The organism is Micromonospora sp. NPDC048999, from assembly GCF_040649295.1.
In the GTDB taxonomy this organism is placed as follows: Bacteria; Actinomycetota; Actinomycetes; order Mycobacteriales; family Micromonosporaceae; genus Micromonospora.
The window spans coordinates 55852-76353 of sequence record NZ_JBEZFI010000028.1 but is presented as its reverse complement, the minus strand read 5'-3'; the positions used below and the strand labels follow the sequence as shown (position 1 = coordinate 76353).

The 20502-nt window shown below is 70.3% G+C and carries 23 protein-coding genes; 13 read left to right on the top strand and 10 right to left on the bottom strand.

Features of this window, described 5'->3' with window-relative positions; all coding sequences use genetic code 11:
- Window positions 1-49 precede the first annotated feature (49 nt).
- Window positions 50-1111 carry a glycosyltransferase family 2 protein gene (locus AB0C02_RS24220; RefSeq protein ID WP_357551079.1) on the top strand — a complete coding sequence of 354 codons (1062 nt, stop codon included), beginning with the start codon at window positions 50-52 and terminating at the stop codon, window positions 1109-1111.
- 35 nt (window positions 1112-1146) lie between these two features.
- Here the strand turns inward: AB0C02_RS24220 and AB0C02_RS24215 are convergent, their stop codons facing one another.
- The gene (locus AB0C02_RS24215; protein WP_357551078.1) at window positions 1147-1566 is read right to left on the bottom strand and encodes an OsmC family protein; all 420 of its coding nucleotides are present in this window, start codon (window positions 1564-1566) and stop codon (window positions 1147-1149) included.
- Here AB0C02_RS24215 and AB0C02_RS24210 point away from each other — a divergent pair.
- On the top strand, window positions 1532-1900 hold the full coding sequence (locus AB0C02_RS24210) for a methyltransferase domain-containing protein (RefSeq protein WP_357551077.1): 369 nt from the start codon (window positions 1532-1534) through the stop codon (window positions 1898-1900). The genes AB0C02_RS24215 and AB0C02_RS24210 overlap by 35 nt on opposite strands.
- A 45-nt stretch (window positions 1901-1945) precedes the next feature.
- Window positions 1946-2248, top strand: coding sequence for a hypothetical protein (locus AB0C02_RS24205; RefSeq protein WP_357551076.1), 303 nt, complete (start codon window positions 1946-1948; stop codon window positions 2246-2248).
- Between the two features lie 108 nt (window positions 2249-2356).
- On the opposite strand, the gene AB0C02_RS24200 is transcribed toward AB0C02_RS24205, so the two are convergent.
- From AB0C02_RS24200 to AB0C02_RS24175, 6 genes are read right to left on the bottom strand one after another with little or no spacing between them, the layout of a single operon-like run.
- Entirely contained in the window at window positions 2357-3124 is a 768-nt protein-coding gene (locus AB0C02_RS24200; protein ID WP_357551075.1) for a DUF1684 domain-containing protein, read from the bottom strand.
- On the bottom strand, window positions 3121-3900 hold the full coding sequence (locus tag AB0C02_RS24195; protein ID WP_357551074.1) for an ATP-binding cassette domain-containing protein: 780 nt from the start codon (window positions 3898-3900) through the stop codon (window positions 3121-3123). Before AB0C02_RS24195 ends, AB0C02_RS24200 begins: the two co-directional genes overlap by 4 nt.
- Entirely contained in the window at window positions 3897-4703 is an 807-nt protein-coding gene (locus tag AB0C02_RS24190) for an ABC transporter ATP-binding protein (protein WP_357551073.1), read from the bottom strand. Before AB0C02_RS24190 ends, AB0C02_RS24195 begins: the two co-directional genes overlap by 4 nt.
- Window positions 4700-5611: an ABC transporter permease gene (locus AB0C02_RS24185; RefSeq protein ID WP_357551072.1), complete on the bottom strand. Its 912-nt coding sequence runs from the start codon at window positions 5609-5611 to the stop codon at window positions 4700-4702. The genes AB0C02_RS24190 and AB0C02_RS24185 overlap by 4 nt, the downstream gene beginning before the upstream one ends.
- On the bottom strand, window positions 5608-6558 hold the full coding sequence (locus AB0C02_RS24180) for an ABC transporter permease (RefSeq protein WP_357551071.1): 951 nt from the start codon (window positions 6556-6558) through the stop codon (window positions 5608-5610). Before AB0C02_RS24180 ends, AB0C02_RS24185 begins: the two co-directional genes overlap by 4 nt.
- A gap of 10 nt (window positions 6559-6568) precedes the next feature.
- Window positions 6569-8119 carry an ABC transporter substrate-binding protein gene (locus AB0C02_RS24175; RefSeq protein ID WP_357551070.1) on the bottom strand — a complete coding sequence of 517 codons (1551 nt, stop codon included), beginning with the start codon at window positions 8117-8119 and terminating at the stop codon, window positions 6569-6571.
- 466 nt (window positions 8120-8585) lie between these two features.
- Here AB0C02_RS24175 and AB0C02_RS24170 point away from each other — a divergent pair, with 466 nt between their 5' ends.
- Entirely contained in the window at window positions 8586-9383 is a 798-nt protein-coding gene (locus AB0C02_RS24170; RefSeq protein WP_357551069.1) for an SAM-dependent methyltransferase, read from the top strand.
- Window positions 9384-9452: 69 nt separating this feature from the next.
- Here the strand turns inward: AB0C02_RS24170 and AB0C02_RS24165 are convergent, their stop codons facing one another.
- Window positions 9453-9596: a hypothetical protein gene (locus tag AB0C02_RS24165; protein WP_357551068.1), complete on the bottom strand. Its 144-nt coding sequence runs from the start codon at window positions 9594-9596 to the stop codon at window positions 9453-9455.
- A gap of 258 nt (window positions 9597-9854) precedes the next feature.
- Here AB0C02_RS24165 and AB0C02_RS24160 point away from each other — a divergent pair, with 258 nt between their 5' ends.
- Both AB0C02_RS24160 and AB0C02_RS24155 read left to right on the top strand, forming a co-directional pair.
- Window positions 9855-10388 (top strand): transglycosylase SLT domain-containing protein, encoded by a 534-nt coding sequence (locus tag AB0C02_RS24160; RefSeq protein WP_357551067.1) that lies wholly within the window; start codon window positions 9855-9857, stop codon window positions 10386-10388.
- 12 nt (window positions 10389-10400) lie between these two features.
- Window positions 10401-11180, top strand: coding sequence for a class I SAM-dependent methyltransferase (locus AB0C02_RS24155; protein WP_357551066.1), 780 nt, complete (start codon window positions 10401-10403; stop codon window positions 11178-11180).
- 44 nt (window positions 11181-11224) lie between these two features.
- Here AB0C02_RS24155 and AB0C02_RS24150 read toward each other — a convergent pair whose 3' ends face one another.
- A complete protein-coding gene (locus AB0C02_RS24150) occupies window positions 11225-11638 on the bottom strand; it encodes a hypothetical protein (RefSeq protein WP_357551065.1) in 414 nt (137 codons plus the stop codon).
- Window positions 11639-11873: 235 nt separating this feature from the next.
- On the opposite strand from AB0C02_RS24150, the gene AB0C02_RS24145 reads away from it, so the two are divergent.
- Complete coding sequence (locus AB0C02_RS24145) at window positions 11874-13088, top strand: MFS transporter (protein ID WP_357551064.1); 1215 nt, start codon at window positions 11874-11876, stop codon at window positions 13086-13088.
- A gap of 66 nt (window positions 13089-13154) precedes the next feature.
- Entirely contained in the window at window positions 13155-13778 is a 624-nt protein-coding gene (locus AB0C02_RS24140; RefSeq protein WP_357551063.1) for an RraA family protein, read from the top strand.
- 137 nt (window positions 13779-13915) lie between these two features.
- On the opposite strand, the gene AB0C02_RS24135 is transcribed toward AB0C02_RS24140, so the two are convergent.
- Window positions 13916-14659 (bottom strand): GntR family transcriptional regulator, encoded by a 744-nt coding sequence (locus AB0C02_RS24135; protein WP_357551062.1) that lies wholly within the window; start codon window positions 14657-14659, stop codon window positions 13916-13918.
- Between the two features lie 277 nt (window positions 14660-14936).
- On the opposite strand from AB0C02_RS24135, the gene AB0C02_RS24130 reads away from it, so the two are divergent.
- Genes AB0C02_RS24130 through lsrF form a run of 5 tightly spaced genes read left to right on the top strand, consistent with a single transcriptional unit; the run spans window position 14937 to window position 20447 of the window.
- Entirely contained in the window at window positions 14937-16037 is a 1101-nt protein-coding gene (locus AB0C02_RS24130) for an ABC transporter substrate-binding protein (protein WP_357551061.1), read from the top strand.
- A 25-nt stretch (window positions 16038-16062) separates the two neighbouring features.
- Complete coding sequence (locus AB0C02_RS24125; RefSeq protein ID WP_357551060.1) at window positions 16063-17598, top strand: sugar ABC transporter ATP-binding protein; 1536 nt, start codon at window positions 16063-16065, stop codon at window positions 17596-17598.
- Entirely contained in the window at window positions 17595-18554 is a 960-nt protein-coding gene (locus AB0C02_RS24120) for an ABC transporter permease (RefSeq protein WP_357551059.1), read from the top strand. The genes AB0C02_RS24125 and AB0C02_RS24120 overlap by 4 nt, the downstream gene beginning before the upstream one ends.
- Entirely contained in the window at window positions 18551-19570 is a 1020-nt protein-coding gene (locus tag AB0C02_RS24115; RefSeq protein ID WP_357551058.1) for an ABC transporter permease, read from the top strand. The genes AB0C02_RS24120 and AB0C02_RS24115 overlap by 4 nt, the downstream gene beginning before the upstream one ends.
- Window positions 19563-20447 (top strand): 3-hydroxy-5-phosphonooxypentane-2,4-dione thiolase, encoded by an 885-nt coding sequence (gene lsrF / locus AB0C02_RS24110; protein WP_357551057.1) that lies wholly within the window; start codon window positions 19563-19565, stop codon window positions 20445-20447. Before AB0C02_RS24115 ends, lsrF begins: the two co-directional genes overlap by 8 nt.
- The last annotated feature ends 55 nt before the right edge of the window (window positions 20448-20502 follow it).

Sequence of the window (20502 nt, the reverse complement as noted above, 5' to 3'; positions counted from 1 at the left end):
CGGCGCGGCGCGGCCTGGGTGACGGGTCGACGAACACGGACCGGACGGGGTGACGACGGTGCGGCTGTCAGTAGTGGTGCCCTGCTTCAACGAGGAAGCCTCGGTGGAGCGGTTGTACACAGCGGTGACCGAGGCGCTCGCGGACGTGCCCGACGTCGAAGTCGAGATGGTGTACGTCGACGACGGCAGCGAGGATGGCACTCTCGATGCGCTGCGCCGGCTCGCCACCAGGGACCCGTCAGTGCGCTACACATCGCTGAGCCGGAACTTCGGCAAGGAGGCGGCGATGCTGGCCGGCCTCGACCGCGCCACCGGGGACGCGGTGGTCATCATGGACGCCGACCTGCAGCACCCGCCCCGGCTGCTGCCCGACATGGTGACGCTGTACCGGCAGGGGTTCGACCAGGTGATCGCCCGCCGGGACCGGCACGGCGACCGGTTCCTGCGGATGCTGGCCTCTCGGTCCTTCTACCGCATCGTCAACTGGTGGATCGACGTACGGCTGGAGGACGGGGCGGGCGACTTCCGGCTGCTGTCCCGGCTCGCGGTGGACGCGGTGCTGGCGATGCCGGAGTACAACCGCTTCTCCAAGGGGCTGTTCTCCTGGATCGGGTTCCGGACCGTCGTAATCTCGTACCGCAACGAGCTCCGCCAGGCTGGGCGGAGCAGGTGGAGCTTCGGCAAGCTCTTCAACTACGCGTTCGACGGGCTCCTGTCGTTCAACAACCGGCCGCTGCGACTGGCCATCTACGGGGGCCTGTTCCTCACCCTGATTGCGGTGGGCTACATGGCCTGGGTGGTCGCCGACGCGGTCGAGAAGGGCATCGACGTTCCCGGCTACACCACCACCATCGTCAGCGTGATCGGTCTCGGCGGAATCCAGATGACGATTCTCGGCGTGATCGGGGAGTACATCGGCCGGATCTACTACGAATCCAAACGCCGGCCGCACTACCTGGTCCAGGAGACGGAGGACCTGGCCACGGAGAGCGGGCCGGCACCTACCCGGCCGACCCGGCCGGGTGGGTGGGTGCCGGCACGCAAGGAGGTCCCACGGCAACGCGATCCCCGCCGCGCCCCCGACGATTCCGTACGGGAAGATCCGAACTGACCCTCTCCGCCCCGCCTCCGGCGAACCCGGAGCACTCAGTCTCCGGTGGAACCAGCAGCATCGACGATCGAGACGGGAGTGCCAAGTTCGACGGTACGAGAGACGGTGCAGAGGCGGTCGTGCGACTGCTGCAGCGACCGGGGCAGCGCCTCCCGCGCGCTGTCACCGTCCGCGCCCGCCGGGAACGTCACGGTGAACTCGACCCTGAGGTTCTGCATCCGATTTCCCCCGGCCTCGTCCCGGATCTTGTCGCCAGTGACCTCGACGGAGAACCGGGTCGGCTCGGCACGGCGGCTGGTGATGTGGTCCACATCGATCGCCGTGCAGCCACCGATGGCGGCCAGCAGCAGCTCCACGGGCGTGAAGCTGCCATCCTGACCCGAGCCCATCGGCAACGATCCGCCGCGGACGTTCCGCACGATGTACTGCCCGACGCTGGTGCGCTCGATCTCCACCGAGCGGAGGGTGTCATCAGTCATAACAGGAAACTACCCAGACCTCCTGGCCCCCGAGCCACCGCCCTCGCCGGCCGAGGCGCAGCATGGCAGCCCCGACCCGGCGGCAGCCCACCAATCGGTTGGCACCACGCCGCCTGGCCGCATTACCGTCCGTGCCCCTCCATGCGAACTCTCGCCGCCCAGCACGATTGTCTGTCAGCGTTGCTGTCGAAGGCAGCAACGCCGCCGCAATCGCACCTTGCAACACCTCGCCGATCCCCACGCCGCGATCAAGGAACTCATCAGGGTTGTCCGGCCGGGTGGCCGCATCGTCCTCGCAGACCCCGACTAGGACACCCAGGTACTCGACATCGCCGACCAAAACTTGGCTCGACGCGTGCTGAGGTTCCGGGCTGATGTCCTCCTCCGCAACGGCACCCTGGCGCATCAACATGCCGGCCTTCTCGCCGCACACGGCCTGGTCGACGTCGCCATCGAACCTCGAACGCTGCTGGTCCGGAATCCGACCGCGGTCGACAACGTTCTCGGCCTCCGCAGCTGGGCTGCCACAGCTGCTCAACGCGGCGCACTCGACCCGGCCGAAGCTCGTCCGTTCGAAGAGCAGTTCGACGACGCCGTCGTTGCGCACCGGTTCACATACGCAGTCACGTTCTTCCTCACCGCCGCCACGGTCACCTGAGACCCAAGCACCCGCTAGGAGATCGTCAGACGTTGAAGCGGAACCACCGCATGGGCCTCGCCCCGCCAGTCCGATGTGCGCGATTCCATCAGCAACTGGTTCGTCGGCCTACCCGGCTGGCTGTTCGAGCACCGCCTTCTCGCCGGCCCGGACGGCGAACGGCAGCACGTTCCCCGGGGGCGGCAGCGGGCAGACGAAGGCGTCGGAGAACGCACACGGTGGCAGGGTGACCCGGTTGAAGTCCAGCGTCACCGGGCCCGCCGCGGCCGGCAGGGGCAGGAACAGGAACCGGGCCGCGCCGTAGCTCTCCCGTCCGCTGGTGGCGTCCCGGAAGGAGATGTGCGCTTTACCCTCGTGGCCGGTGTACAGCGCGACCAACTCGGCGTGCTGGCCGTCGACGGTGAAGGTGAACGTGCCGACGACCGGGTAGTCCAGCAGCCGGTCGGAGTGGCTGTGCTCGGTGCGCAGCGTCTGGTCGGCCTCGGCCGGGGTGTACTCGGCGGTCACCACCCAGGCGGGGTCGGGGGCGTACGCGTCGATGCCGGCGAACCGGCGTACCGCCGGCGCGTGCGGGTCGTACGTCCGTATCGCCAGGTCGCCGCCGCGCTGGATGATCTTCAGCTCGACGTCGCCCACCATGAGCCGCTGGTCGGGGCGAAGCAGGCCCTCGACGGTCGGTACGCCGTCGACGAGCAGGCCGTCGGCGTCGGACACCCGTACGTCGGTTCCGTCGGTCCACCAGGTGCCGGGTATCCCGTCGATCCGGGTGGGCCCCGTCAGCCAGTGCGTGCCGGTCAGGGTGAGGTCCCCGCCCGGCGCCGAGACGGCCGCCTCGCGCGCGGCGTGCCAGGTCCGCCATTGATCAACAAAGGTCACAGTTGCTCCATCAGGTCGAGCGGCAGTTGCGGGATCGCCGCCAGCAGGGCACGGGTGTACGCGTCGGCGGGGCTGGTCAGCACGTCCGCGGTCGGGCCGCGTTCGACGACGCGGCCGTGGCGCATGACGAGCACCTCCGGGCACAGCTGGCTGACGATCGCCAGGTCGTGCGAGACCAGCACCAGCGTGAGCCCGAGCCGGTCGACGAGATCTTTCAGCAGGTCGATGATCTGCAGCCGGACCGAGACGTCGAGGGCGCTTACGGGCTCGTCGGCGAGCAGGATCCGCGGGGCCGGCGCGAGCGCCCGCGCGATGGCGATGCGCTGGCGCTGGCCGCCGGAGAACTCGTGCGGGTAGCGCCGCCCATCTTCCGGGCGCAGCCCCACCGCGGTGAGCACCTCGGCGACGCGCTCGGCGCGGGCCGCCCGGTCCGCGCCGATGTGCAGGGAGCGCAGTGGCTCGGCGACGATCGACGCGACGGGCATGCGGGGGTTCAGCGACGACCGGGGGTCCTGGAAGACGACCTGGACCTGCCGGCGGAACTCGCGCTGTCGGAGCCGGTCGAGGGGCTGACCGGCGAAGCGGATCTCGCCGGAGGTGGGGCGGTCCACGCCGAGCAGCAGCCGCAGCAGGGTCGACTTCCCGGCGCCTGACTCGCCGACGATGCCGAGGCTGGTCCCCGGCCGTACGGTGACGTCCACCCCGTCGAGCGCCGGGTGGGCGCGGCCCGGGAACCGTCGGGTGAGCTGGTGCCCGCTGAGAATCGGATCGCTCATCGGTCCTCCCCCCGCCTGCCGGGGCGGGCCAGCCGGGTCACTGTTGCGGCGCTTGCGACGAGTTGCCGGGCGTAGCCGGAGCGGGGCCGGCGCAGCACGTCCTCGACCGGACCGGATTCGACCAACCGGCCGTCGCGCATGACCAGGAGCTGGCGGGCCACTCCGGCGACGACCGGAAGGTCGTGGCTGATGAACAGCAGCCCCACGCCGGTCTCCTCGATCAGCTCGTCGAGCAGGGTGAGGATCTGCGCCTGTACGGTCACGTCCAGCGCGGTCGTCGGCTCGTCGGCGATGAGGATCCGAGGCCGGCACGCGAGAGCCATCGCCAGGGCCACCCGCTGTCGTTGGCCGCCGGAGAGCTCGTGCGGCAGCGCCCGTACGAGTCGGGCCGGGTCCGGCAGGTGCACCCGGTCGCACCACTCGATCGCGCGGCGCTCGGCGTCGCTGCGGTTGAGGCCCTGGTGCAGTCGCAGCGGGCCGGCGATCTGGCGACCGACCGGCATCAGCGGGTCCAGGGCGGTCAGGGGCTCCTGGAACACGATGCTGACGGTGCGGCCGCGTACCCGCCGCCACTGCCGGTCCGGCGCGCCGAGGTGGTCCTCGCCGTCGATGAGGATGCGGCCGCTCGTACGCATGCTCGGCGGTAGCAGTCCCAGCAGCGCCAGTGCGGTGAGGGATTTGCCGGAGCCGGATTCGCCGATGAGGCCGATCCGGTCGCGGGCGGCGAGGCCGAACGAGACGTCGTGAACGAGCGGTTGCCCGCCGAGCGTGATGGTCAGTCCGCTGGTCTCCAGGATGGTCATCGGTCAGCTGCCCGCCTTTCCTGGCGTAGCTGCGGGTCGAGGACTTCCCGCAGGCCGTCACCGAGCAGGTTGACCCCGACGACCGTGACGGCGACGGCGATGCCGGGCAGCAGGACGTTCCACGGGGCCACGCTCATCGTCGACTGCGCCTCCTGGAGCATGCGGCCCCAGGACGGCGCGGGCGGCGGTGTGCCGAGCCCCAGGTACGACAGCGACGCCTCGGCGATGACGGCGACACCGAAGGCGAGGGTGGCCTGCACGAGCAGGGTGGGCCAGATGTTGGGCAGGACGTGCCGGACCAGGATCATCAGTGGTCCGGTGCCGCAGGTACGCGCCGCGAGCACGTAGTCCTGGGTGAACACCCGACTTGCCGAGATCCGGGTCAGTCGGGCGACTTCGGCGGAGACGCCGATCCCGATCGCGCTGATCGCCACCGCGGTCGACGGGCCGTACACGGTGACCAGCAGCATCGCCAGCAACAGGGTCGGGAAGGCGATCACGATGTCGATCACCGCGATGACGGCGTTCTCGACGAACCGGCCGGCTGCCGCCGCGAGCAGGCCCAGCGGGACGCCGATGACGAACGCCACCGCGACCGACGCCAGCCCGATCCACACCGCGGTGCGCGCACCGAGCATCAGCTGGGTGAACTGGTCACGGCCCAGGCGGTCGGTGCCCGCCCAGTGCCGTGCGGACGGGCCCGTCAGGCGGGCTGCCGGGTCGGTGTGGTCCAGCGCGTACGGGGACCAGAGCAGCGACACCAGTGCCAGGGCGAGGACCGTCAGCAGCAGCGCCGCGCCGACCACGAGCGAGGGCGAGCGCCAGCCTGGGCGTCGCCGGGTGCCGGATGCCTTGACCGTGCCGGCCGCCTCGACCGTTTCGGCCGTCTCGACCATCGGTGTGCTCATGCCCGCGCTCGCAGTCTGGGGTCGACCAGCCGCTGTACGACGTCCACGACGAGCCCCATGACCAGCACGGTCGCCGTCATGAGGAAGACCGTGCCCTGCACGATCGGCAGATCGCGGGCCTTCACGCTGGTCAACAGCAGCGAGCCCAGGCCGGGCAGGGCGAAGACGCTCTCGATGACCACGGTGCCCAGCAGTGAGCTGGCCAGCAGGATGCCCAGAATCTGGACCACGGCCGCCGCGCCGTTGCGTGGTCCGTGCCGCCACAGCGCCCGCGGCAGGCTGTACCCGAGGGAGCGGGCGGTGCGCACGTACTCCTGGCTCAGCACGTCGAGCGTCGCCGAGCGTACGTAGCGCACCAGCACCGACGCCTGCGCGATCGTCAGCGTGACCACCGGCAGGACCAGCGACTGGACCGCGGCCCCCGGCTCCTGCCAGCCGGCGCGGGGAAACCCGCCCGGCGGCAGCGCCCGCCACTGGACCGCGACCAGCCAGACCACCACGATCCCGATCCAGAAGATGGGCAGCGCGATCCCCAGCTGCGTCAGCGCCGACACCGCCAGCCCGAGCAGACCCCGCCGCCGTACCGCCGCGAACACCCCGATCGGTACGGCCACGACGATGGACAGCACGAACGCGCTCAGCGCCAGCGGTACGGTGACCGGGAGCCGGCCGGCGATCTGATCGAGCACCGGCGTCTGGGTGAACAGGCTGTTCCCGAGGTTCCCGGTCACCAGGTCGCCCAGCCAGTGGCCGTACTGCGTCAGTACCGGCCGGTCGGTGCCGAGCTGGTGTCGGATCGCGCCGATCTGGTCCGGGGAGGACCCGACCGCCAACAGCGTGACGGCCGGGTCACCCGGTAGGACGCGGAGCAGGAAGAACACCCCCGAGCCCGCGACGAACAGCGAACCGATCAGCCAGCCGCCCCGCCGAACGAGGTAGCCGAGCATCGGGTATCGCCTAGCGTTTGGTGATCGGCGCGACATAGAAGCTGTCCGTGGTGTTGTTCTTCTGGTACCCGCTGACCGAGGTGCTGGCGACCTTGATGGCGGGGTCGAGGAACAACCAGGCGCTCGCCGCGTCCTCGGAGATCTGCCGGGCCACCTTCTTCAGCAGGGCGGTCTGCTCCTCGGGCGTCGCGGCGGTCTCAGAGTCCTTGACCCACTGCTGCACCTGCGGGTTGTCGTACTGCCAGTAGAAGTTCGGGTCGCCGTACCAGACCAGGTCGCGCTGGTTGACGTGGTCCATGATCGTGGCCTGGAAGTTGTGGTTCTTGTAGACCTTGTCGGTCCAGGTCGCGTCGTCGACCGGGTTGAGCGTGATGGTGATACCGGCCTGGGCGAGCTGGCTCTTCAGCCCCTGCGCGATGATGTTCATCGCGTCCGACGGCACGTAGTCGACGGTGAAGGACAGCCCGTTCGCGTACCCGGCCTGAGCCAGCAGCTGCTTGGCGCCGGCGACGTTGTGGTCGTCGATGCTGGTCAGGTCCTCGTACCAGGGGTCGGTGGGCGGCACCATCGAGCCGATGACCTGGCCCCGGTCGGCCCACACCGCCGTCAGCAGCGCCTTGCGGTCGATGGCCTGCCGAATGGCGTGGCGCACGTCCGGGTTGTCGAACGGGGCGATGGCGTCGTTGAAGTTGAACAACTCCTTGGTCGTCGACGTGCCTTCCACGATGGTGAACTCGGGCCGGTTGTCGAACTGGGTGAGCACGTCCGGCGAGGTCACCTGGGTCACCAGGTCGAGCTGACCGGCGAGCAGCGCGTTGTTCTCGGCGGTGGCGTCCGTGAAGAAGCGGTACACCACCTGCTTGTTGCCGGCCTTCGTGCCCCAGTACTGGTCGTTGCGGGTCAGCGTGATGGAGTCGCCCTGCTTCCAGGAGCTCAGGGTGTACGGGCCGGTGCCGATCACCGTCGTGTCCGGGTTGCCGGCGTCGGGCTTGGTGACGGCCGCGCCGGTGCTGGTGAGGTAGAACAGGAACGACTGCGACGGCGTCGACAGGGTGACCTTGACCGTGTCCTCGTCCGGTGCCTCGATCGTCTGCATGATCGAGAGGTTCTTCTTGCGGGCGCTGGTCGACTCGTCGGACGTCACCCGCTTGAGCGCGGCCACCACGTCGTCGGCCTTCAGCGGGGTGCCGTCGGAGAACGTCACGCCGGACTGCAGGTGGAACGTGTACGCCGTGGCGTCCGGCGACACGTCCCACGACTTGGCCAGCAGCGGCTCGACGCTGCCCTCGTCGGTCAGCACGGTCAGCCCCTCGACGACGTTGCGCAACAGCACCTGGGCGTGGCCGGTGTTGCCGCCCTTGACCGTGTTGAGCGTCGTCGGCTCGTTCAGCGAACCGACCGTGATCGTCGCGTCGGGGTCGACGGCGCCCGTCGACCCGGGGCTCGTCGACGAGCCGCAGGCGGCGAGCAGCACCGCGGCGGTGACGGTGACGGCGAGCGCGCCGAGCGGGCGCAACCGGCGTGCGAAGGGTAGGCCAGCCGAGGGCCGGTGAGCAGTCATGTTCTTACTCCAGGCAGACGGAACCTGCGTCACGCGAGCGCGGAGACGCGGTGAGTGAAAAGCACAAATGAGGGCGGATCAGACGTTGTTGACGGCGGGCGGGCAGCGTGGCGCGGAAGCCACAGGCGCGGGCCGGGGGTCAGATCATCAACAACAGCAGATACGACGCGCGGCGACGACACGGACCGCGAGGGGGGTCCGGTCCAACGACAGCGCAGTGTTCACGCAGGTCACGGTACATGATCAGCTAGCTCGCACGGCAAGCCGGCCGCTCGTGTCCTTGGCCACAGCTCCGAATCCCGCCCGCCATCCCCCCGCCGATCAGGCAGGGCGCCGGCGGCACCGCGCCCCGGGCGGGCCGACCCGACTCACCAGCATCGTCGACAGTGGACGAAAAGCGGGTACGATGCCGGTCGTACCGCAGAGGTGGCCCACGGTCCGACGATCCCTTCGATAGGAGCCTGGCATGGCTGGCCCGAATGTCGAACTCGCCGCGGAGATCCAGTCCGACGTGCCGCACGCGGCGCGGATCTGGAACTACTGGATGGGCGGCAAGGACAACTTCAAGGCCGACAGGTCAGCCGGTGATGCCGTGGCCGAGGTCTACCCGGAGATCGTCGTCATGGCGCAGCAGTCCCGCCGGTTCCTGGTGCGGGCCGTGCGGTTCCTGGCCGCCGAGGCGGGCATCCGGCAGTTCCTGGACATCGGCACCGGCCTGCCCAGCATGCAGAACACTCACGCGGTCGCCCAGGGGGTCGCGCCCGAGTCACGGATCGTCTACGTGGACAACGACCCGATGGTCCTGGTGCACGCCCGGGCGCTGCTGACCAGCACGACCTCCGAGGGCATCACCACGTACGTGCCCGCCGACTACCACGACCCGGAGAGAATTCTGGCCGAGGCGGCGCGGACGCTGGACTTCGACCAGCCGATCGCCGTGATGTTCATGGGGGTGATGGGTTACGAGCCCGACCTGGACCTGGTGCGCTCGATCGTCCAGCGGACGATGAATGCGACCTCGTCCGGCAGCCACCTGGTGTTGTGGGACGGCACCGACACCAGCCCGGCGGTGGTCGCCGGCGCGAAGCGGCTGGCGGAGAACGGTGGCGTCCCGTACATCCTGCGCAGCCCGGAGGAGCTTGCCACCTGTTTCGCGGGGCTCACGATGGTGGAGCCCGGCCTGGTTCCCATTCCGCTGTGGCGCCCGGACACCCCCGACGCGGAGGGGATCGACGCGTACGGCGCCATCGCCCGCAAGCCCTGATCGTCGCGCTTTCGCGCCCGGCTGGCACTTCCCACCCACCTGATCGCCCGCCGAAGCAACCTGCGGTGGTCAACGACGCGGAACCTCGTCGTGCCGGTCCGGTAACTCTGTGTTACAGAGGGCCGGAGTCAGCAATCCGAGCAGGCCGGCGCAGGCCGCCAGCGCCCCGCCGGCCGTGAAGGCCGCCTGGGGGCCGAGCACGTCGACGATCAAGCCGGTGCACTCCTCCCCGATCTGACCCGCCGCCACAGCCGGACTCGACATCACAACAGAGATCAAAGACGCGTCGTGATCCTCTGGACGCCCTAATGTAGCGAGACGAGCAATCAGATCGTCCGGGCGGCATCCGGAGGCACGACCTGTGGAGGCGCGATGCGGAGGTCAAGGGTGGTGGCGGCCTTCGCTGCCGTGGCTCTGGCAGCGGGAGGCTGCACATCGCCCGATCCACCCAGGCGGCCCGCGGCGAGCCCCTTGCAGCCGTCCGAAGGCCCCACGGCGTCCGCGACCAGCCGCCCCGAACGCGGGTACGACCCGGCCCAGTACGCCGCCCAGGTCACCGCCCACGCCCGCCGCGCCGGCATCAGACCGCAGTTGCTCATGGCGATCCTGTACAACGAGTCGTACAAGCCGCACGACCCCGAGCTGGAACGGGCGTGGCAGAGGTTGAAACCAGACGCCGCGTTCGGTATCGCCAACATGCACCGGGCCGCCTTCGACGACACGAAACGCGGCCACGGCTTCGCCGACCGGGACTGGACCGAGCTACCTGACGACCCCGAGTTGGCCATCCAGGCCGCTGCCTGGTATCTGCACGACCTCGCTGCGCGGCTGCCGCGAACCTGGCCGGCGCCCTACACCCGCGACGAATTACTCGCCCTCGGCTACAACGCCGGCCCGGCCACCATGAAGGCCTTCGCCCGCGGCGCGACCCCAGCCCCGTCGACCCGCGCCTACCTGGACGAACTGCACGACAACTGGGACCGCGCCGGTCAAGCCCTGCGGTAATAGGGTGGTCACGTGGAACAGGACGAACGGCTCTTTCACGCCTCGTCGTTCGGCGCGGTGGCGACCGCGTACGCCGAGCACCGCCCGGACTACGCGCAGGCCGCGGTCCGCTGGGCGCTCGAGCCCGCGCCCGGCTTGCGGGTGCTCGACCTCGGTGCCGGAACCGGCAAGCTCACCGCCACACTGGTTGCGGTGGGCGCCGACGTCACGGCGGTCGAGCCTGACCCGGCGATGCTGGCCGAGCTGCGCCGCGTACTGCCGGCTATTCCTGCCCGGTCGGGTAGCGCCGAGGCGATACCGCTGCCGGACGCGTCCGTCGATGCCGTGCTGTCCGGCAATGCCATGCACTGGTTCGACATGGCCGTCGCGGGACCCGAGATCGCCAGGGTCCTGGCACCCGGCGGCGTCCTGGCCGGCCTGTGGAACGTCATGGACGACCGGGTCGACTGGGTTGCCGAGCTGGCGCGGGTCAGCGGGAGCGCGGTCATCGGCCCGCGTGACACGCCCACCAGCTGGCGGGCCGAGACGGCCAACATGCACCTTCCCAAGATTGGCGGGGCTGCCCGGTTCGGCTCGCCGGAGCAGGCCGAGTTCCCGCACGGGCAGCGCCGCACCGCCGGCTCTCTCGTTGCGACACTTGCCACGAGGGCGGGCATGCTGGTCATGCCGGAACAGGAACACGAGGCCACGGTCGGGCGGATCCGCGCTTTCCTTGCGAGCAGGCCGGAGACCGCGGACGGCGAGTTCGACCTCCCGATGCTGACCTGCGTGCTGCGCGTCCGGCGGTTGTGAAGCCGCCTGCGGCGAACTCCTTGACCGGCTGGCTTTAAGGAACTCTAGCCGTGTGGCGTCGAGGTCGCCTCGGACCAAAACACCTTGACTCGGGACGAGTCGTCACGGTCGATGATGCACCGGTATCGGGTTCCGTCTGCTTTCACTTGGGCGGCTTGGAGCGCGTTGAGGGGCTCACTGACGGTCGCCTCGTAGACGATGCCGTCCTCAGGGGTGACCTGGAGCCGAAATCCGAATACCTCGGCGCGGTTGATCGTGCTGTTCATGTCCTTGATCGATAGGACTGTGGCGGTACATGCGCGGCCGTTGCGGACTTCCTCCTCGGTGAGAGGATCCAGGCCAAGGTACCTGTTTATCAGCCAGGGGCCACCGAAGACGACGCCCGCGCAGCACGGCAGGGACAGGGCGACCGTGATGAGGCTGGCGAGGACCTGGTCCTTCCGAGTGGCTTTCCCCATCGGCATCTCCCAAACAGCGTCACGACCGGTACGCGGGTCGATCGTTACGCCCGCGCCCCCATGTGGAAGGCACCGGCAAGACGAGCGGCGGCGTGGCGCATCACGGTGGACAAGATACAAGATCGCGTCGACGACGCGGCGACACCGAGCCAGGAACTGAGCCGCCAGCCTTGACAGAGCTGCAGGAACAGCGACGACCTTTACAAACCGTACGTACGTATTGCTAGCTGCCCGAGTGCTTCCGCCCCCTGGCAACGCCCGGATCCTGATCTTCGCGCACTTCGTGAACACCTTCGGCAACGGCGCCTACCTCACGACCAGCGCCCTGTTCCTCACAAGGTCGGTTGGGCTCAGCCCAGCGCAGGTGGCGCTGGGTTTGGCGGTCGCCGCCGGGGTCGGCATGGCCTTCAGCACCCCGATGGGGTACGTCGCCGACCGCTACGGCGCCAAGCGCGTAATGCTCGGCACGCTGCTGCTACTCGCGGTCGCCTACGCCGGGCTGATCGCCGTCCGCGGTGTCTGGTCGTTCACCGTGCTGGCCAGCGTCATCGCGGTGTGCGAGGCGGGCGCGAAGAGCGCCAATGGCGCGATGGTGGCCACCGCCGTTCCGCCCGAGCAGCGGTTGCGGCTACGGGCATACCTGCGCTCGGCAAACAATGCGGGCATCGGGCTGGGCGCGCTGGCCGGCAGCCTGCCATTGCTGCTGGACACCCGCGCCGCGTACACGGCGATGTTGCTGGGCAACACGGCCACCTTCCTGTTGGCCGCGGCGGTCTTGACCCGAGTCCGCCCGGCGGCGCCGATCCCTACACGACCGGGCGACCAGCCGCGCCTGATCGCCCTGCGCGACCGGCCGTTCCTCAGCTTCGCTTTGGTGGACGGGCTGGTCGCGAGCCTCTACAACGAGATGCTCAGCTTCGCCTTGCCGCTCTGGCTCGCGCTGCGCGCCCACGCGCCGCTGTGGCTGGTTTCGGCGGCCCTGCTGATCAACACGACGGGTTGCGTGCTCTTTCAGGTGTGGGCCACCAGGGGCGCCGACGGGCCCGCGAGCGGGGCCCGGGTCGGCCGGCGCGGAGCACTTGTCGTCGCCGGCTCCTGTGTCCTGTTCGGCCTGACCGCCGACCTGCCGGTCTGGCTCAGCTGCGTGGTGGTGCTGGTTGCGGCGGCCGTGCACGTCCTCGGCGAACTGTTCCTGTCGACCGGCACCTGGGCGGTCATCTTCGGTCTCGCACCGGAATGGGCGCAGGGTCAGTACCAGGGTGCCTATCTCACGGGCCGCCAGATCGGCAACATGGTGACTCCACCGCTGTTGACCGCGCTCGTCATCGGCGGAGGCGGGCCGGGGTGGCTGGCGGTCGGCGCGATCTTCGTGGTCGCCGGGATGGTCTACCCGAGGCTCGTCGGCTGGGGCATCCGCACCCGGGCCGTCGCCGTACCCGCCGGGGTTTGATCCTTGATGGAGGGCGATTTGGAGCGGCTGTGACAGGTCAGTTCCACGCGCGAATGGAGGAATGGCATGAACGACGTCACCGGTTTCAGGAACCTCTCCCCGACCACCCTCGCCGACGTTCTTGGTCGCGAGCAGGTCATGAATATCGACATTCGCCCTCTCTGGCCCTCGATCCAGCGGGTTGCTGGCCCGGCGTTCACCGTGCGGTGCCCTCCGGGTGACAACCTCATGCTGCACGCGGCGATCCATCGCGCGGAACCTGGCTCGATCATCGTCGTCGAAGCGGGTGACGTGGACTACGCGGTCGCCGGCGGAAACGTATGTGCCGTCGCTCAACGTCGAGGGATCGCCGCATTCGTGGTGGACGGGGTGATTCGTGACCTCGCCGAGGTGCGCGAGATGGGCTTTCCCGTCTTCGCCAGGGGGGTCATGCCCATCCCTGGGGCCAAGGCAGCCGTTGAGCCGCTCAATTGCCAGGTGCGGTGCGGCGGTGTGAACGTGAGTCCCGGCGACATCGTGGTGGCCGACGAAGAGGGCATTGTGGTCACTCCGAGCGCTCGTCAGGCGCAGGTGCTCGTCGCCGCTCAGGCGAAGGTGGCCAAGGAGGCCGACGAATCCCTCGATGCCTGGGAGAAGGCGCATCGCGCCCGGATCAACACGATCCTGCGCGAGAAGGGCTTCGAAGACTGATTCGCCTGGTCGTGCCGCGACCCCGACCGGCCGGACGTGAACGTGAGTCGGTCGAGGGCGGCACGTCACGGGGCAACTCGTGTTGCGGGTCGTGCTGGCGAGCGCGAAGCCGCCCAAGCCAGCACGACCGCCGGCCGTCAGCGGATGCCCACGAAGAAGCGGGTCTGGTCGCTGCGGTGTAGCGCGTAGTAGGCCTCGAACCGGGTGCCATCCGGCAGCCAGGCCACGGACTCGATGCCGAGCAGGGGCGTCGAGGTGGTGACCTCGAGCAGCGAGGCGTCCTCGGGTTCGGGGAAGACGGCTTCGATCCAGCGGTCGGCGCCGACCGGTTCCAGCCCGTACCGGCGGCGCAGCACGTCGTACAGGGACTGGTTCTCGAGCACGGCGCGTTCCAGGCCGGGCACCAGCCGGGCCGGCAGCGCGGTGTCGACGAGCAGCCAGGGCTGGCCGTCGACGCTGCGGAGCCGGCGCATCCGTACGACCGGCTCACCCGCCGGGATCTGTAGCAGGTCGGCCTCGCGTTGGTCCGCGTCGCCGAGGGTCTGACTGATGGTGTGGGTGGTGACCCGACGCCCGGACTCCCGCAGGTCGTCGGCGGAGCCGGACACCGAGCCGACGAAGCGCAGCTCGGTCTTGCGGGGAGCGACGAAGGCGCCCCGCCCCTTGACCTTGTAGATCATCCGTTGCTGGACGAGTTCGCGCAGTGCCTCCCGAACAACGGTGCGGGAGACGCCGTAGAGGTCGGTCAGCTCCGCCTCGGACGGCAACGGCCGGTCCGGGGCGATCTCGCCGGCCTCGATCTGGCCGCGCAGCTCGCGCATCAGCTGCATCCACAGCGGCTCGTTCCCGTCCCGGGTGAGCCGCCGGTACGTCATCGTCATGGACTTCCTTCCCCATCGACCGGATACAGCATGCCACGACCGGGCAGTCCTGTCATGACAGGATCCGCAACGCGCTACCGGCATAACGATCGAATCAATACAGGGCCGTAACCACAATCACTGTGATCTAGGACACGTTTGTCGCCGAGCCCTGGCCAACCTGTCACTACAGGTCTGTAATGACTGAACCTCACCGGCAGCCCCCAGGCGCGGTCAGCCGACTGAGCACGTCCACTCCCGCCCCCGCGGGTTTTCGCTCCCTCTGGAGGCCCCCACCATGCGTACCCATCCCTCATCCCGGCGGCGGCGCACCGCCGTGGTGGCCGCGCTCGTCACGGCCGTCGCGGTGACCGCGACCGGCTGCGGCTCCGGCGCGAGCGGCGGCAACGCCAAGGACGGCGACAAGCCGTTCATCGCGCTGAGCAACGGCTTCATCGGCAACGGCTGGCGGCAGACGATGATCGCCAAGTTCGAGGCCGCCGCCAATAAGGCGCAGAGCGACGGGCTGATCGGCAAGTTCAAGGTCGTCAACGCCCCGGGCGAGAACTCGGCCACCGAGCAGGTCGCCCAGATCAAGAGCCTGCTGCTGCAGAAGCCGGACGCCCTGCTGATCGACCCGGCCTCGCCGACCGCGCTCAAGCCGGTGATCCAGCAGGCCTGCGACGCCGGCATCAAGGTCGTGGTCTTCGACTCGGCGATCGACGCCCCCTGCGCCCACGTGCTGCTCAACAGCTTCAAGGACTGGGCGACGGCCGCGGCCGAGCCGCTGGTGCAGGGCATCGGCGGCAAGGGCTCGGTCATCGTCAGCCGGGGCGTGGTCGGCTCCCAGCCCGAGGAGGAGATGTACCGGACCACGCAGGAGATCCTGGCCAGGAACCCGGAGGTCAAGGTCGCCGCGACCGTCAACGGCATGTGCGACGGTGCCAAGGCCCAGAAGGCCGTGCTCGGCGTGCTGCCCAGCCTGCCGAAGGTCGACGGGGTCATCGGCTGCGGTGACGGCTACGGCGTCGCCCAGGCCTTCACCACGGCCGGCAAGCCGATCCCGGCGGTCACCTTCGAAACCAACGGCCGCGCGCTGAAGTACTGGCAGGACAGCAAGCTCGACAACGGCTCGGTCGCGGTCATGTCCGACCCGGGCCAGTCCGTCGCCGCGCTCTGGGAGGCGATCGACCTGCTCGACGGCAAGGACATCCCGAAGGAGATCACCTTCCCGATCGTGCTGGTGGAGCAGAAGGACGTCGCCGCGTGGGCCGGCGTGCTCAAGCCCGACGAGTACGCCGCCTGGCCGTGGACCCAGGAGCTCTTCCGCCAGCAGGTCGAGGCCGTGAAGAGCGGCGGCGCCCCGGTGCAGCCGCCCATCCCGACGGCCGCCGGCTGACCGAACCGCCACCAAGGAGCGCATCATGCACGTCGACAACCTGCCGGTGGGGTCGCACGCGGCCCCGCCGCAGGGCGGCCGGAAGCCCACCGCGGCGCCGCCGGTCGTCACCGCGCGGCGGGTGACCAGGACGTACGGGCGCACCCGGGCCCTCACCGGCGTGGACCTCGACGTCCGCGCCGGTGAGGTGCTCGGCCTCGTCGGCCACAACGGCGCCGGCAAGAGCACGCTGATGCGCGTTCTCGCCGGCCTGGAAGCGTGCGACGAGGGCACCGTCACCGTGGGCGGGCAGGAGGCGCCGCGTGACGTCACGCCGGGTGCCGACCCGTTCCGCGGCGTCCGGATGGCCTACCAGGAAACGTCGCTCTGCCCGGACCTCACCGTCGCGGAGAACGTCTGGCTCTCGTCCCGGCACTGCCTGCCCCGCCTGGGCTGGCGGCGGGCGGCCAGCACGGCCGCGGCCCGCAGGCTGGACGAGGTGTTCCCGGGACACGGGGTGGCGCCGCGGGACCGGGTCGAGGACCTGTCGCTGGCCCAGCGGCAGCTGGTGGAGATCGTCCGGGCGAGTCTCGTCGACCGGCTCGAACTGCTGATCCTGGACGAGCCGACCGAGTCCCTCGGCCCGGACGCCGCCCGGTCGCTCTACGCGTACGTCCGCCGGCTCACCGCCCAGGGCACGGCCGTCCTGCTCATCTCGCACCGGATCCGTGAGGTGCTCTCGGTGGCCGACCGGGTCGCGGTGATGCGCGACGGCGCGGTCGTCGCCGAGCGTCCCGCGGCCGGCCTCAGCGAAGGGGACGTGCTCGCCCTGATGGGCGCGGAGGTGGTGGAGCCAGCCGCCGCACCCGGACCCGCCCGGGCCGCCGGCGAGCGGCCCGTCGTCGCCGAACTGCGCGGCGCCACCGGCCACGGCCTGCACGACGTGTCGATCACGGTGGGTCGGGGCGAGGTCGTCGGGCTGGCCGGGCTCGCCGGGCAGGGCCAGCAGCAGGTGCTCGAACGGCTGTGGCGGCCCGTGCGGCGGGACACCACGGTCACGGGCACCCGCGCCTACGTGCCCGGTGACCGGCAGCGTTCCGGCGTACTCCCGCTGTGGTCCGTGGCGGAGAACCTCATCGTCACCGCCATGCGCGGCCTGGCCCGGTACGGCGTACGCCGCGCCGGTGCGGAGGACGCCGCGGTCCACGACTGGGTGGACCGGCTGGCCATCCGCGGTGGCGCCGACGCGGCCATGACCGAACTCAGCGGTGGCAACCAGCAGAAGGTCATCGTGGCCCGGGCGTTCGCCTCCACGGCCGACCTGGTCCTGCTCGACGACCCGTTCCGCGGGGTCGACGTGCACACCAAGACCGATCTCTACGCGCTCATCCGGCAGGAGGCGGCCGGCGGCCGCAGCGTGGTCTGGTACTCGAGTGAGAACGCCGAGATGGCGCACTGCGACCGGGTCTACGTGCTGCGCGCCGGCCGGGTCGTCGCCGAGCTGACCGGCGCGGAGATCTCCGAGGAACGGATCATCGCCGTCTCCTTCGCCGAATCCGAGTCCACAGGAGCACAGCGATGACGAATCTCGTCACGACGGCGCTGCCGTCACGGGCCGTGCTGCGCCGCAACGGACCCGCCATGGTCAGCGCGATCGCCCTGGTGGCCATGATCGTGGTCTGCTCGTCGCTGCAGTCCGACGTGCTGACCGTCCCCGGTCTCGCGCTGGTCCTCTCGACCGCGGTGCCCCTGGTCATCGCGGCGCAGGCCCAGATGGTGCTGATGGCCGTGGGCGACATCGACCTCGGCATCGGCAACTTCGTCGGCCTGGTCACCGTCGTCACCGCCACGAAGCTGGTCTCCTCCCCCGCCACCGGCACGCTGCTGCTGGTCGGCCTCGTCGCCGCATACGCGGTGCTCGGCGCGCTGATCCACCTGCGCCGGGTGCCGTCGCTGATCGCCACCCTCGGCGCCTCGTTCGTCTGGCTCGGGCTGGGGCTGTTCGTCCTGCCCACCCCGGGCGGCAGCACCCCGCAGTGGCTGGCGAGCTTCGGCTCCTGGCAGCCGGCCGGCTTCCCCGCCCCGCTGCTGCCGATCCTCGTCGTCGCGGCACTGGTCTGGCTGCTGTCCGCCCGCAGCTCCATCGGGGTGCGGATCCGCGCGCTGGGCAGCAACCCGGTCGCGCTGCAGCGGGCCGGCCTGCGACCGCTGGCCGCGCGGGTCACCGCGTACGCCGTGGCCGGGGCGCTCGGCGTGCTCTCCGGCCTGATGCTCGCGTCGCAGACCGGCGGCGGCGACGTGTCGTCCGCCGGCAGCTACACCCTGATCACGGTCGCCGCGGTGATCCTCGGCGGCGGGTCCTTCGCCGGCGGCACCGCCGTGCCGTGGGGCGTCGCCATCGGCGGCATCACCCTCGGCCTGGTCAGTGTCGTCCTCAGCCTGCTCGACGTGCCGTCGAACATGCAGTCGGCCGTGCAGGGCGTGATCGTGCTGGCCGTGCTCGCCGGCCGCGTCGTGGTCGGAAAGGTGCTCCGTTGACACTCCGTACGCTCGCCCGCCCCTGGATCTGGGGCTTCGCCGCCGCCGCGCTGGTCTGGGTCCTCATCCTGGCGATCTCCAGCCAGGGCGGCGGGCAGACCGTGTCGCTCGCGCTGTCCCTGGCCCCCTACCTGGTCATCGTCGGCCTGGGCCAGATGCTCGTGATCACCGCCGGGCCGGGCAACATCGACGTGTCGGTCGCGTCGATCATCTCGCTCGCCGGGTTCGTCGCGGTCCAGGTGACCGCGTCAACCGGATCGGTGCCGGTCGGCATCCTGGCCGGCATCGGGACCGGGCTGGCCATCGCGGTCATCAGCGTGGTGGCGATCCTCGGGCTGTCCGTCCCGCCGATCATCGCCACCCTGGCCGCCGGGCTGATCGCCTCGTCGCTGACGTTGTCGCTGGCCGACGGTTTCACCGCAATGCCCGACGACGGGCTGCGCCGGCTGCTCAACCTGCGCCCGGCGGGCGTACCCGTGCTCGCCGTCGCGGTAGCCGCGCTGACCGCGCTGGTCGTGGTCCTGCTGCGCCGCACCACGTACGGTCGCTCGCTGCTCGCGGTCGGCCAGAGCCGGCCGGCCGCGGAACGCGCCGGAATTCCCGTCGCCCGGATCATCGCCGTCACCTACCTGGCCAGCGGCGCCCTCGCCGGACTGGCCGGCGCTCTGCTCGCCGCCTACATCGCGCCGTCACCCGACCTGGGTACCCGTTACCTGCTCGACTCGGTCGCCGTCGTCGTCATCGGCGGCACGCTGATCTCGGGCGGCCGGGCCGTACCGGTCGGCATCTGGGGCAGCGCACTCTTCTTCATCCTGCTCGACGGCCTCGTCAACCTCGTGGGCTGGAGCACCGCCGCGCAGAACCTGCTCAAGGGCGGCCTGGTGCTGTTCGTCCTCTTCCTCGCCGGGGGCGGAACGCTCCGCAACCCCGGCGGGACCACCCGACCCCGTCGACGGCCGCGACCCGCGGCCGCGACCACCGCTGGAACTAGCACAGGAGAGAACACACATGGCTGACACCGATGGTCTGCTCGACGCCCGCGACTTCGGCGGGGCCACCCCCACGGCCGCCGGCTTCCATGTCAAGGGAGCCCACGCCCAGGACTGGGGCCTGCAGAACCGGCTGTCCCGGATCTTCCGCCCCGACAACGGCCGTACGGTGATGCTGGCCTTCGACCACGGCTACTTCCTCGGGCCGATGGCCGGCCTGGAGCGGATCGACACCAACATCGCCCCGCTCGTGCCGGACGCCGACGCGATCATGATGACCCGCGGCGCGCTGCGCACCAGCATCCCGTCGCACAGCAGCGCCGGCATCGTGCTGCGGGCCAGCGGCGGCCCGAGCGTGCTGCGGGACCTCTCCGACGAGCACATCGCCCTGGACATCGAGGACGCGGTCCGGCTCAACGCGGCGGCCCTGGCGATCCAGGTGTTCATCGGCGGCGAGCACGAGTCCCGGTCGGTGGCGAACCTCGCCGCCCTGGTGGACGCCGGTCAGCGGCACGGGGTCGCCGTGCTGGGCGTCACCGCCGTGGGCAAGGACATGGTCCGGGACGCCCGTTACTTCCGCCTCGCCACTCGGATCAGCGCGGAGATGGGCGCCCACATCGTCAAGACGTACTACGTCAACGAGGGCTTCGAGACGGTGACCGCGAGCTGCCCGGTGCCGATCATCGTGGCCGGTGGCAAGAAGCTGCCCGAGCTCGACGCGCTGACCATGGCGTACCGGGCGATGCAGGAGGGTGCTGCCGGCGTCGACATGGGCCGCAACATCTTCCAGAGCGAGCACCCGGCCGCCATGCTGGCCGCGATCCGCGCCGTGGTGCACGGCAACGCCAAGCCCGAGGACGCCTACGAGCTCTTCCGGGAGCGGTCGGTCGGTTCCGCGTCCTGATCATCGCCAGGGGTGCGGGTCTGGAACGCGGCCCGCACCCCGCACCTCCGGGAGC